The sequence below is a fragment of the Afipia massiliensis genome (assembly GCF_001006325.2).
Lineage (GTDB): Bacteria > Pseudomonadota > Alphaproteobacteria > Rhizobiales > Xanthobacteraceae > Afipia > Afipia massiliensis_A.
The window spans coordinates 1303356-1316334 of the sequence record NZ_LBIA02000001.1; the positions used below are offsets into that span (position 1 = coordinate 1303356).

The 12979-nt window shown below is 63.4% G+C and carries 13 protein-coding genes; 5 read left to right on the forward strand and 8 right to left on the reverse strand.

Annotated elements, in window-relative coordinates; translation table 11 throughout:
• Window positions 1-3 precede the first annotated feature (3 nt).
• The 3 genes from YH63_RS06150 to nthA are packed head-to-tail and all read right to left on the reverse strand — an operon-like array spanning window position 4 to window position 1702.
• Window positions 4-393, reverse strand: coding sequence for a nitrile hydratase accessory protein (locus YH63_RS06150; protein WP_046828363.1), 390 nt, complete (start codon window positions 391-393; stop codon window positions 4-6).
• Complete coding sequence (nthB, locus tag YH63_RS06155; RefSeq protein WP_046828362.1) at window positions 390-1052, reverse strand: nitrile hydratase subunit beta; 663 nt, start codon at window positions 1050-1052, stop codon at window positions 390-392. The genes YH63_RS06150 and nthB overlap by 4 nt, the downstream gene beginning before the upstream one ends.
• Window positions 1049-1702 carry a nitrile hydratase subunit alpha gene (gene nthA, locus YH63_RS06160; protein WP_046829720.1) on the reverse strand — a complete coding sequence of 218 codons (654 nt, stop codon included), beginning with the start codon at window positions 1700-1702 and terminating at the stop codon, window positions 1049-1051. The genes nthB and nthA overlap by 4 nt, the downstream gene beginning before the upstream one ends.
• 136 nt (window positions 1703-1838) lie before the next feature.
• Here nthA and YH63_RS06165 point away from each other — a divergent pair, with 136 nt between their 5' ends.
• Window positions 1839-2855, forward strand: a complete 1017-nt coding sequence (locus YH63_RS06165; protein WP_046828361.1) for a DUF6925 family protein — start codon at window positions 1839-1841, stop codon at window positions 2853-2855.
• 51 nt (window positions 2856-2906) lie between these two features.
• Here YH63_RS06165 and YH63_RS06170 read toward each other — a convergent pair whose 3' ends face one another.
• The 5 genes from YH63_RS06170 to YH63_RS06190 all read right to left on the reverse strand — a co-directional run bounded on the left by YH63_RS06170 (window position 2907) and on the right by YH63_RS06190 (window position 8003).
• Window positions 2907-3110 carry a dodecin family protein gene (locus YH63_RS06170; protein WP_019198914.1) on the reverse strand — a complete coding sequence of 68 codons (204 nt, stop codon included), beginning with the start codon at window positions 3108-3110 and terminating at the stop codon, window positions 2907-2909.
• Between the two features lie 198 nt (window positions 3111-3308).
• Window positions 3309-5261, reverse strand: coding sequence for a hybrid sensor histidine kinase/response regulator (locus YH63_RS06175; RefSeq protein WP_046828360.1), 1953 nt, complete (start codon window positions 5259-5261; stop codon window positions 3309-3311).
• A gap of 143 nt (window positions 5262-5404) precedes the next feature.
• Complete coding sequence (locus YH63_RS06180) at window positions 5405-6283, reverse strand: hypothetical protein (protein ID WP_046829719.1); 879 nt, start codon at window positions 6281-6283, stop codon at window positions 5405-5407.
• 87 nt (window positions 6284-6370) lie between these two features.
• Entirely contained in the window at window positions 6371-7540 is a 1170-nt protein-coding gene (locus tag YH63_RS06185) for a DUF3095 domain-containing protein (protein WP_046829718.1), read from the reverse strand.
• A gap of 163 nt (window positions 7541-7703) precedes the next feature.
• Entirely contained in the window at window positions 7704-8003 is a 300-nt protein-coding gene (locus tag YH63_RS06190) for a DUF3551 domain-containing protein (protein ID WP_046828359.1), read from the reverse strand.
• 285 nt (window positions 8004-8288) lie between these two features.
• Between YH63_RS06190 and YH63_RS06195 the strand changes: the two genes are divergently transcribed.
• From YH63_RS06195 to YH63_RS06210, 4 genes are all read left to right on the forward strand, one after another.
• The gene (locus YH63_RS06195) at window positions 8289-8693 is read left to right on the forward strand and encodes a YccF domain-containing protein (protein ID WP_046828358.1); all 405 of its coding nucleotides are present in this window, start codon (window positions 8289-8291) and stop codon (window positions 8691-8693) included.
• Window positions 8694-8799: 106 nt separating this feature from the next.
• Complete coding sequence (locus YH63_RS06200) at window positions 8800-9714, forward strand: CHAD domain-containing protein (RefSeq protein ID WP_046828357.1); 915 nt, start codon at window positions 8800-8802, stop codon at window positions 9712-9714.
• Between the two features lie 162 nt (window positions 9715-9876).
• Window positions 9877-11256 carry a cytochrome P450 gene (locus YH63_RS06205; RefSeq protein ID WP_137325132.1) on the forward strand — a complete coding sequence of 460 codons (1380 nt, stop codon included), beginning with the start codon at window positions 9877-9879 and terminating at the stop codon, window positions 11254-11256.
• A gap of 90 nt (window positions 11257-11346) precedes the next feature.
• On the forward strand, window positions 11347-12948 hold the full coding sequence (locus YH63_RS06210) for an AMP-binding protein (RefSeq protein WP_046828355.1): 1602 nt from the start codon (window positions 11347-11349) through the stop codon (window positions 12946-12948).
• Window positions 12949-12979 lie beyond the last annotated feature (31 nt).

The window sequence follows — 12979 nt, forward strand, 5'->3', positions numbered from 1 at the left end:
GCCTCACCCGCTCTTGAAATCACCTTGCGTCAGTTCGATCGGCTGGCCGTGCGGCGTGCGGTCGGCGGCATGATCCCAGGCATCGCGATAGCGGTGCAACTCGCTTGCCGGTGCGATGTTCTTCGCCGCCACCAGTTTCTCGAGCGTCGCGAGCCAGTGCCGATAATAGGTCTCGCCGGTGTCGGCGTCGCCTTGGGCCTGCGCAAGCTTGATTTGCTGCGCCAGCGCATCCGCCCATTCCGTCCATGTGAAAAGGCCGCGCACATGCAGCGCCAGCGCCATGGCGAAGGCGCGCGCTTCCCATGGCTCGCGAAACACCGGCCCCTCATCGTCGCGCGGAATGCCGGGAACGCTCGCCGTGGCCTGCATCGCGGCGCGCTGGTCGATGGTCATTCGGCGCGCTCCAGATAGGATTCCCAGGCATCCACCGAAACCGCCGTGCGCGGATCGGCGCGCTCGCCCCACAGTTCAGGTCCCGTGAAGCGCACGGTATAAAGCTGCTGCGGATTTTCGCCGGCGCCGCGCGCATTGCTGTCGGCGAAGACATGCGCGCCGTGGAGCAATTCCACCACGCCGACATGGCCCCGGACATAGCGCGGCAACCGGATGTGACCTGCCGGATGAATATTCCTCGCGCGCACGCGGTCGCCGATGGCGAACAGCGGCGCTGAGGTTGCGGCCCGCTCGGTCGGCGCGCCCCGGCACAACATGGCATCAACATCCTTGGAAGCCAGAACAGCCACACCCGCCTTGGGCGGATGCAACATGCGGCCGGCCTCGATTTCATCCGGCATGACCAGACCGCGTTCCTGCATCAACCGCTCCAGGCCGACGAGCCAGATCTGGTAATATGTCTTGCTGAGATAGTCCGCAGGCGAACGATCCTCGCGGGCGAAGCGCGACATGTCGATGTTCCAGCCGCCGGGCCGCGCCATCGCCAGCGTCATCGCCAGAACCCGCCGCTCCCACTCGCCATGAAACACCGGCTCGTTCGGCTCCGGGATTACCGGGCCGAAACCATCGACGCCGCCCATGTCATGCGCGCCGTTCATGTTGCGGCCTGTGTCGGCGACCTGGCGAAGCCCGTGCCGATCATGCTGTCGCGGGTGACGAGGTCGGCGAGTTGCTCCTCGCTCCAGCCTTCGGTGCCGGCGGGGCGCTGCGGCACCACCAGATAACGAATTTCGGCGGTGGAATCCCAGACGCGGATATCCGTGTCGGACGGAAGCTCGAAACCGAAATCGCGCAGCACGCCGCGCGGATCGATCACCGCGCGCGACCGGTACGGCGCGGCCTTGTACCAGACCGGCGGCAGGCCGAGCACCGACCACGGATAACAGGAGCACAATGTGCAGACGACCATGTTGTGCTGGCGTTCGGTGTTCTCGACCGCGACGATGTGCTCGCCCTGCCGCCCGGCGTAACCGAGCTCGGCAATCGCCGGCGTGGCGTCGGCCAGCAGGCGTGCGCGATAGGCCGGATCGGCCCAGGCCTTTGCGATCACGCGCGCGCCGTTGCGCGGTCCCACCTTGGTCTCGTAGGTCTCTATCAAGAGATCGAGTGCGGCAGGATCGACATAGCCTTTTTCGGTCAGCACGGTTTCCAGCGCGCGCACGCGCAATTCCGTGTCCGACAATTCGGAATGATCATCATGATGATGGTGATGGCCGTGGTGATGATGGTCGTGATCGTGTCCACTCATGCGGTGAGGATAAGCCCGCCCGATGCGGCCTGTCGAGGGCTGCAGCGCAATGCAGCCATCACCCTTGTTCTTGCGGCGCCGGATGGCATAGTGGCCAGCACCTATCGCGAGCCGATCGAATCCGGACACCGCAACAATGGCGCAGATGGCCAACATCGTGGACCTGTTGACGGAGCAGATCGCGAATCCGGACACCCAATGGAGTCTCGGCACCTTCGGCGGGATCGCGGAATTTTCCCGGGATCGCGATGAGCCGGTGACATTGACGACATCGGACAGCTCGGTGTCAGCCGTCACGGCGCGGGGCGGCATTGCGATCAAGCTCCGTGACGATCTTCGCCCATTCGCCTCCGAGAGCATCACCCGGAAGGACTGGAGCCATCGCGTCGCGCTGTGTCTGCCGCAGGATACCTGCGCCATGAACCGTCGCACGGTGCTGACCGAGTTGAGCCATGATGCAGCCGCGCTGCGCGAGGACGATCGCGACGACGTGCTGTTCGATCTCGGACTCGACGCGCTTCAAGCCGATCTTTGCGTCCGGATCAGGGACGCCGATGTCATCGCCCGGCTGCGATCCTGTCTGAACCGTCCCGTGTTCGAGCCGGACAATCCGGCGATGTCGATCATTCTGGCCGCCAATCCCCACCGCGTCTTCATCAGCCGCGCCGGACGCGTCGAGGTGTATCAGCCGATTCCCGCGCCCACCGGGAAGAGCCCGGAAGGCCCGCACACCCACGTGCTTCCGAAACTGTTGAGGAGCCGCCGCACCCATCCGGCGACAGAACCGGTCCCGGACGGCTGGATTCCCTGCGCGCATCTCTATCCGGCGCATCCGGCCAAGGACGCGCGCGGCATGGCGCAAACCTTCGACGTGACGCGGCACGATGCGTTTCAGCATTTGCTCGACAGGCATGGCCATGCCGAAGCCGTCGCCGCCAAGAAACGGACCGTGGCAGCCATCGCGAATGACGTGTCGCCGGATTCGCAGCACACTGCGCAGGACCGTGTGGCCCGCGCCAACGTCCGGATCGCGATCCGGCAACTCATGGCCGCACAGCATCCGTCGCGATCGCTGCCGGCCTGGCGAGCGATGTTCGACCCTGTCGAAGCCACCGGTGAGGACGACGACGATACCCTGCAGATCGGCCATTGACGGATCAACGCTCCGCACACGTCTCGGAGCGGCGATCCGGCCGAGGTATCGCTAGTCCTTGAGGATGAACGTCACCTTCAGGTTGACGCGGTATTCCGCGATCTTGCCATTCTTGATGACGCATTTCTGATTGGCGACCCACACACCTTCGACATTCTTCAATGTCTTGATGGCGCGCTTGACGCCGACCTGGACGGCGTCTTCAAAACTTTTTGGGGATGCGGAAATAAGCTCGGTGACGCGTGCAACTGACATGATTTTCTCCTGACAGGGATCAAGACGTAAATCTTTGGCACTTGAGCAAAGTCAGCTTAGGCGCATCGCCAATGCCGTCAAGCCGCACAGGCCGGGCACACCTGCAGATGCGCAGCACCGCATCCGTCTGGCGCGGCGGCGCACAAACGACGACGGGATCGCAAATTGTCTTGAATCAAATCGCCCTGGATAATGGGGCTAGTTCACCATCGCCGCGGCCACGGCCTGCATCAACTCCTGCTGGCCGAATGGCTTGCCGAGCTTCGGCAGCTCGGCGTCCTCGCCCGCCGGCAGTTCGGCGTAGCCCGTCGCTAGAATGATCGGAAGGCCGGGCCGCTCGGCCTTGATCGCAGCGGCGAGTTGAACGCCGGTCATTTTCGGCATCGCGTGGTCGGTAATCACGAGATCGACCGACTGCTCGCGCCGCAGGATGTCGAGCGCCTGGTTGCCTGATGTCGCCTCGAACACCGTGTGCCCCATGTCCTGCAACATCACCGTGGTGTTCATCAGCACGAGACCGTCGTCATCGACGGCGAGCACCACCAGCGGGCGGGTGTGCGGTGCGCCGTCGCGGATGGTACGCTCTCTCTCCGCGGCTTTGGCCGCTTTGGCGACAGGAAGCCAGATCTCCGCCGTGGTGCCTTCGCCCTTTTGGCTATTCAGAACGAAGCGGCCGCCGGACTGTTCGGTCATGCCGTGAACCATCGATAATCCCAGTCCGGTGCCGCGGCCGACACCCTTCGTGGTGAAGAACGGCTCCATCGCGCGTCTCAGCGTCGCCCGATCCATGCCCTCGCCGGTGTCCTTCACCGAAAGGCAGACATAACGCCCGGCTTTGAGTCTGCCTTGCGAGCGGCCTTTGACGGTTTCCTCGCGCGCCGCGATCACGATGTTGCCGCCACCGGGCATCGCATCGCGCGCATTCACCGCGAGATTCAGCAACGCCATTTCAAGCTGATTGGCGTCGGCATGAACAAAATTAAGCTTGGGCGGAAAATGCGTTTCGATCGACACCGACGGGCCGAGCGATCTCTGCAGCAGATCGGTCATGCCTCCCACGAGGTCCGGCACATCGACAGGCCTGAGATCGAGATCCTGGCGGCGCGCGAAAGCCAGCATGCGCTGGGTCAGCGCGGCGCCGCGCTGTGCCGCCTGGGTCGCGTTGGAGATCAGCGTTGCGATCCGTTCGTCGTCGGGGAGCCGTCTGCCGACAAGCTCAAGGCTTCCGAGAATGACCATCAGCAGATTGTTGAAATCGTGGGCGATGCCGCCGGTCAACTGTCCGATCGCATCCATCTTTTGTGAATGAGCTAGCGCTTCGCGCGTCTGATCGAGAGCTTTTTGTGTCTCCCGGCGCTCGGTGATGTCGCGCGTGATCTTGGCGAAGCCGATGAGAACGCCGGTCTCATCGCGGATCGCGTCGATGATGACACTGGCCCAGAACTGCGTGCCGTCCTTGCGCACGCGCCAGCCTTCCTTTTCGAAGCGGCCCTCGCGGCGCGCGGTGTCCAGCGCGTTCTGCGGGTCGCCCTTCTGCCGGTCGTTCTCGGTATAGAATTTTGAGAAATGCTGACCGATGATCTCATCGGCGCGATACTGCTTGATGCGCTCCGCGCCGAGATTCCAGCTGTTCACGCGTCCCTGCGGGTCGAGCATATAGAGCGCGTAATCGGTCACGCCCTGCACCAGCAGCCGGAACTGTTCTTCATTTTGCTTGAGACGTTGTTCCGCCGCCCTGCGCTCGGTGAGATCGCGCGTAATCTTGGCGAAGCCGACGAGTTGCCCGTCGGGCGAGCGGATCGGGTCGATCACCACGTGAGCCCAGAACCGGCTGCCGTCCTTGCGGATACGCCAGCCCTCGCTCTCGAACTTGCCTTCGCGCGCCGAGGTCGCGAGCGCGCGGGCGGGAAGCCCGGACTTGCGGTCCTCCTCGACATAGAACTCGGAAAAATGACGGCCGATGATTTCAGAGGCGGTGTAGCCCTTGAAACGTTGCGCGCCCGGATTCCAACTCGTCACCCGCCCATCAGGATCGAGCATGTAAATGGCGTAATCGGTTACCGCTTCGATCAATAATCGGTAGCGCCCGTCCTGGGTCAGGGACGCATCGAACCGGTTCGCTGACTTTAATGCGGTGTCCTCAGCAATCATCGGTATTTCCCATGCCAACCAGCCCAAACGCCGGCGCATCGGGAAAGTTCCATCTGACGGGGCGGCTTTATCCTAAAGTCGGAGGCGAAGGCATCAGTGAACACGTTCCGGGTCAGCGCATCTGTTGCCGCTGTTCGCGAAGCTCAATTGCGCACCGCATAGAGCGGCGTCCGCAATGTGAACTGGACAAGCGGCTCCGGCATCCAGGACACCTCGACCGTCGCCCCGAACAGCCGGTTGTCATTGTCGTCCATCCGCTCAAGATCGATCCGCATGGTCGGCTGGGTAAACGCCTTTGCCCTGATCAGACCGCCGAAGATTTGGGCCCCGCCGAAGTTCTGAATGCCGAAGCGACCGGACAGCTTCCAGTTGTTCGGCCACTGATAATAGCCGCCGAGATATCCGACGAACGCCGGCTCGACTTTCGCAAGCGCCGAATCCACCCAAACGGCGGTCACTCGTGTGCCCGCGAGCAAACCCTTCGTTTGATCTTCATTCAGTCCGTAATCGAGTTCGACGACCGTCTGGTTCGATGTCGACCCCAGCCCCGGCGCGCTGTTGATCGACCGCGTCAAAGTCGAAATCACCGTCACCGTCTTACTGTCCTGCTGGATGACGTCGGCGTTGAACCCGATATTCCAGCTGTCGACGATCATCGACGACCATGGCGAGATATCGGACCGCGACGTGATGGCGCTAATGCCGCCATACAGCGAGAATCGCTCGGTGAGATCCACCGTCAACGGCGCGTTCAGCATCACGCTCTGCGACCCCACCGGGATCGGCGAGATAAAATTCCTGAACCCGATCGCGAGCGTATTGGGCGGCACGATCGCATAGGCCGTGTTGTAATCGAGATAGATGTTCGGCTGCTTCGGGCCTGCGCTGGATGACTCATCATCGTCATCGTCGCCGCCATGCGCCGGGCCAAGACAACCGAGGACGGCAAACAGGCCGAGCGCGACACCGCAAAGCGATGCCCGGCCACGCCGGCGCTTATCCCTGGAATCAATCCTGCCCATAATCCGCCTGTAGCGCCCGCGAAGTGGCGCGATGGTGCCGGTTTCCGCCGTGCTTTTCAATGATCGTCGAACTTGCGAACCACCACACTAGTTCAACGTCGCCTTCAACGCGGTGGCGGCGGACGCATAACCGCCGCGTGCGCCATCGACGAAATGAAAGTGGTCGGGCCGGGATGCCGCCAGGGTAAAGCACGTCATCATCGCCGCATCCTGACGGTGCAGGCCGTAACGCGCCGTGCCGGCGGCGGCGGCCGCCGCAAGACGGTTTTCCAGTGCGTCGGCCAGTTCTGGCTTGCAGTCCAGCACCATGCGCAGGCCATCGTCATATTTCCGGAAGTCCGAATTCTCCACCACCTGCTGCATGTAAACCTGCGGCACGAAACCGCCGACCGGAATCCCGAAACGAAACAGCACATAGGCGAACAACGTCATGGCGTGAACGCTGAGGCGGCGGACGAACAGCGGCCCGCCGCGCTGCGCCAGCGCCTCGTACTGCGCGCCGGGCACCGGCCAGCGCAGCGGCGGCCCGGCGACAGGCACCGGCCGGCCCGAACCGGGACTTCGCTCGACCAGCGTCACGACATCCTCGATCAGGCGGCGGAATGCCGCGCTGTCCGTAGACGCTGGCACGATCAGCATCGACAGAATAAGACCCCGCTCCGCCGGCATCTCCGAGAAACGACACGACAATCCGGTGAGATCGGGATGCGCGCCGGAGGGCGCCATCGGCACGGTGAATTCGCCGCGCTTCATCGCAGCTTCCGCCCACGCCAGCCCGCCGCCCGAAAACATCGCGTAGGACACATGTGGCGAGGCCGCATAGCGCGCCACCCGCACGTCGAGACCCCGTGCGCGGATCGCCTCGATCGGCACCAGCGCCACGCGCAAGGAGAGATCGAGATCCTCCTTCACCCAGGTCGCGGTGGCCGCCAACGCCTCGCGCGCCAGCTCGGCATCCTGCGGCGACACCGCGAAGCTCGCGCCATCGCCTCCAAAGGCAAACGGGAAATCGCGGTTGTCCAGCGCATTGGTCACCGACGCGATCACCGATGCGCCCGCCATGTTCACGGCCTTGTAGCGATTGTCCGCAATCGCCTTGGTCGATTGCACGATATCGGCAACGCCGATCAGCCATCCGTCGGGCACCGGCTGGTACAACGATGGGTCCATCAGATTGGCGAAGCCGCGAAACACCGGCATGGCGCTGTAGAACGCATCCCTGCCGCTGCCTGCGCTCTGACTGTCCGACGCGTTCATCACCATTGTCTTGCCGTTCTCTCAGCGCGCGTGTTGCCGGGCCAGCGTTCCAAAAATATGGCCGCCCGGCAATATGGGTTCAACGCGCGTGGCAAACAAATATCGGCGCGGAAACCGCGCCGAGGATTGTGTGACGGCAAAATCGCGTGAACCGGAAACGGCCTCAGCCGTGATGCCGGTGCCGGCGATGCCGGCGCGGGGCGGGCTCATAATACTCGCGATACTCGCGGGGCTGATACCAGGCGTTCGCGCTGCACGAACCGCCGACGCCGCTGGTGGCCGCCCGGCACTGCTCATAGGTGTAATAGGCGCACACCCGGCCCTGCCCGGTGCGACTGTAGTTTTCCGAGCAGAACGGCGCATCGGCCCTGGCCGGCGCTGCGGAGCCAAGCGTGATGGCGAGCGCCGCAACGGCAACCGTTGCCAGAGTCGTCGTGGCTGACGCGAAATTGAGTTTCGGCATTGATGTCTCCTTGATGTCCCACTCTATATGGGCGTCGCATCCGGATTGGCTACCGGAAAATCGGCTTTTGCGACGTCTTTGCCGGAAGGCACCAAAGTATACTCAAGCGAATTGAACCACATTCTCCGCTCATTCCCGCGAAAGCGGGAATCCAGCACTTCAAACCCCTGCTTTAACGCAAAGCGTGGGTCCCCGCTTTCGCGGGGACGAGCGGGGGGAATCCAGTTCATTGCACGCGGATCATGCGCTAGACTGCATCAAGCATTTCATCTCGCGCGAGTTCCGATGTCCCCCGTCTCTCTTCTGCTCAATATTTTGTGGGTCGTGCTCGGCGGCTTCTGGATGGCGCTCGGCTGGGTGGTCGCCGCCGTCATCATGGCCATCACCATCATCGGCTTGCCGTGGGCCAGGGCCGCGTTCAACATCGCGACCTACACGCTGTTTCCGTTCGGCCAGAAAGCCGTGTCGCGCGATGAACATCTCGGCCGCTCCGATGTCGGCACCGGAGTTCTCGGCCTGATCGGCAACATCATCTGGCTGGTGCTGGCGGGCTGGTGGCTGGCGCTCGGCCATGTGGTGACCGCCGTCATCCTCGTCGTCACGATCGTCGGCATCCCCTTCGCATGGGCGCATCTCAAGCTCGCCGGAATCGCGCTGTGGCCGATCGGCAAGACCATCGTTCCAGCCTAGTCCGTTTGCCAAAAGCGGCATCCCACTTCGCGGTACACCTGGAGGGAGACTTTCCACCGGCGCCGAGAAACCATAATCTTGCGCGAATGGCTCTGGACAGACGTCGATGATGGTCGACCCTCAGGCTCCGCCGGTTGCGCATTCGCTGCGGCAGACCGGGGATAACATTCTGGCCACGGCCCGGGCCGCGCACGAACGACTCCAAGACCCGCTTCATGGCGGCGAACCAAGCACCGCCATTCATGATCTTCGCGTCGCGCTGAAGCGCTGGCAGGCCTTGTTGCGGCTGCTGCAAGGTCCGATCGGCGACGAGGCCACGGTTCTGCGTCACGAGGCGCGCCTCCTCGCCCGCGAGTTCGGCCGCAGCCGTGATGCACAAAGCGTTCTCGATGCGCTGGCCGATATCGCGAAACAGCGGGATGCCGGGACGCCCACGATGTCGCAACGAACCGAAGCCACCATCACCCGGCGGCTGCAAGAGACGCGAGAGGCTTCCGAGGCCGCCCAGCTCAACGCAGAGGTTCATCAACGCCTGCGCGACGGCCTTGCGCGGGCGTCGGCTTGCCTTGCGAGTTGGCCGCTCGAACGCATCTCCTTTGAAGACAGCGTGACCGCGCTCGCTCGATCCTACCGCCGCGCCCGCCGCCGTCTTCCGCGCGAATGGGACGACACGAATCCAGAGGCCATCCATGAGTTCCGCAAGGCCATCGTTGCATTTCGCTACCAACTGGATCTTATTGCGCCGTTGTGGCCGAAGGTGTGGCGCGCCTTCATCGATGAGGTACAGAAACTGCGCATGCAACTCGGCAAGAGCAACGATCTCGTCGCCCTCAACCTGTTGACGCAACCGAACCAACCGCTGGCTCACTGGCGCTCGCGCCTGACGCCGCCGATCGAAAGCCGGCGGCGGTTTCACCTCGAACGCGCGCGGTTGTTGTCCGGCCGGATGTTTGCGGAATCGCCGCGATCATTCCGCAAGCGCATCGAGGCGCTGGCGAAAGCGGCCACGACGTCCGGGTAATCCGCCGGCATTTTCCCGGCGCAACATTCGACTGCACCGCACCATCACAACTATCCGAACCAGCCCTGATCGGTGTTGTCGGCCATCGCCAACTCGGCGATAATTCTGATCGGATGCCGCCCGCTCACCGATGTCCTCCGACACCTTTTCCGGGGAATAGTTATGTCGACGCAAAGCCTGACATCACCGGTCTCGGTCAAGCCACCCGTCATGGTGGACCGTGCAAAGCTTGCTCACATTCCCGGCGACGAAGGCTGGCCATTCATTGGGCGAACGCTCAGCGTTCTTGCCGACCCAAGAGGCGAAGTCGATGCGATGGCGCGCAAGTATGGGCTGATCTACCGCTCGCGCGTGCTCGGCGAGACCAGCGTCTCGCTGCTCGGTCCCGAAGCCAATGAGTTCATGCTGCTCGACCAGACCAAGCTGTTTTCGTCGACCAACGGATGGGAGACAATTCTCGGGCGGCTGTTTCCGCGTGGACTGATGCTGCTGGATTTCGAGGAACATCGCCAGCATCGCCGCGCCATGTCGGTCGCGTTCAAATCGGGACCGATGAAGAATTATCTCGCGCAGCTCGATACGGGTATCGCGGCGCGCGTGGATCAATGGCGCGAGGCGCCCGGCCCGATGCTGTTCTACCCGGCGATGAAACAGCTCACGCTCGATCTCGCCGCGACGTCGTTCCTCGGCACCGGGATCGGTCCTGACGTCGACGAGGTCACGCGCGCCTTCGTCGACATGATCGCCGCCTCCGTCGCCGTCGTCCGCCAGCCCTGGCCCGGCACACAAATGGCCCGCGGCGTGAAGGGTCGCCAGCGTATCGTCGCCTATTTCTCGCAACAGATTCCCCTGCGGCGCGAGAACGGCGGTGACGACCTGTTCTCGCAACTGTGCCACGCGACTCATGAAGACGGCGCGCTGCTCACGACGCAGGATATCGTCGACCACATGAGTTTTCTGATCATGGCGGCGCACGACACGCTCACATCATCGCTGACGTCGTTCGTGGCGCTGCTAGCCGCGCATCCGGAGTGGCAGACCAGATTGCGTGACGAAGTCTCGGCGCTCGGGATCGAACCCGGGGCGCCGCTGCCATTCGAGAAGCTCGACGCCATGCCGCTCACCGAAATGGCGTTCAAGGAAGCGATGCGGATGAAACCGCCGGTGCCGTCGATCCCGCGCCGCGCGACGCGTGACTTCAGTTTCAAGGGTTTTGACATTCCGGCCGGCACACTGGTCAGCATGAATCCGCTGTTTACCCACCACATGAGCGAACACTGGCCCGATCCCGAGGCGTTCGATCCGCTGCGCTTCACCGACGAGGCGCAACGCGCGCGTCACCGCTTTGCTTTTGTTCCGTTCAGCGGCGGCGCGCATATGTGCATCGGGCTGCACTTCGCCTACATGCAGGCCAAGTGCTTCGCGTTTCATTTCCTGCAAAGTCTCAACGTCACCATGGCGCCGGGCTATGTGCCGGCATGGCAGATGTGGCCGATCCCCAAACCCAAAGACGGATTGCGCGTGATTTTGACGGCCGCCTGAAGCGCCGGCGCCCGTCCAACCGTTGACTCCGCGCCTCCCGTCAGACAAGCAATTGGCAACCCGCAACGGACAAGCGGGACGGGAGAAAACATGCCAAAGATCGATCTCGTGTCGGGACAATTCTTGCCGGGTCATGTCGGCCCCTTCGCCGGACTGGACGTGCCGTGGCTGTTGCGGCTGCGCGCCGAGACGCGGCGGGACCATCCGTTTCTGATCTGGGCGCCGTTCGACGCGCCGTCGCGCCCCTGGACCTATGGCGAATTTCATGAGCGCGTCGGTGCGCTGGCCGCGGGTCTCGCCAAACGCGGGATCAAGCCCGGCGACTGCGTGCTGATCCATCTCGACAACTGCATCGAGATGCTGCTGGCGTGGTTCGCCTGCGTCGAACTCGGCGCCATTGCGGTGACCACCAACACCCGCTCGGCACCCGCCGAGATGGAATACTTCGCCGGCCACTGCGGCGCGGTCGCCGCGATCACGCAGCCGGCCTATGCCGAGTTGATCGCAACAAACTGCCGCAACCTGCGCTGGCTCGCGGTGATTTCCCATGATGCAGGCGCACCGCCCGCGCAGGGTTACAAGCCGCCGAAGTCTGAATCATTCGAGGCGTTGTTTGCCAACAGCGCCGACCGGCCACACCGTCCCGCCGATCCTTACGCATCGTGCAGCGTTCAATATACGTCGGGCACCACATCGCGGCCGAAGGCAGTGTTGTGGACGCACGCCAACGCATTGTGGGGCGCGAAGGTCAACGCCGTGCATCAGGACCTGCGACCAGAGGACACCCATCTTATCTATCTGCCGCTGTTCCACACCAACGCGCTGGCCTACTCCATGCTGTCGACGCTGTGGGTGGGCGGCACCGCCGTGATCCAGCCGCGGTTCTCGGGCAGCCGCTTCTGGAGCACGGCGCTGGAGCACCGCTGCACCTGGACGTCGCTGGTGCCGTTCTGCGTCAAGGCGCTGATGGAGCGCGAAGTCCCGAAGGCGCATCACTTCCGGCTGTGGGGCAGCGCGATCTGCGAGCCGCCGACCGACGCCATCTTCGGTGTGAAGACCATCGGCTGGTGGGGCATGACGGAAACCATCACCCACGGCATTGTCGGCGAACCCCATCAGCCCAACATTCCGCTCGCCATCGGCCGCGCCGCGCCGGAATACGAGATCCGCGTGGTCGATGAGAACGGCGCAGCGACGAAAGTTGGCGGCACCGGCGACCTTCTGATCCGCGGTATTCCCGGCCTGTCGCTGTTCAAGGAGTATCTGCATAACGAGCAGGCCACCCGCGACAGCTTCGACGCGCACGGCTACTTCATCACCGGCGACCGTGTAAAATTGCTGGAGAACGGCTTCCTGCGGTTCGGCGATCGCGCCAAGGACATGCTGAAGGTCGGCGGCGAGAACGTCGCCGCCTCCGAGATCGAGCAGGTTGTGATCACCGTGGCCGGCGTGCGCGAGGCAGCGGTGGTCGCGAAGAAGCATCCGATGCTGGACGAAGTGCCGGTGGTGTTCGTCATTCCAACCAGCGGCCTCGACGGCGCGCCACCCACGCTTCAGGATGATATTCTGCGCGCCTGCAAGAACGCGCTGGCCGATTTCAAGGTGCCGCGCGAGGTCCGCCTGGTTGAAGAGATGCCGCGCTCGACGTTGGAGAAAGTGGCGAAGGCCGAACTGCGGAAACTGCTGGCATAAGCGGGCCGTGCCCGACGGATGAGAAGAGGAT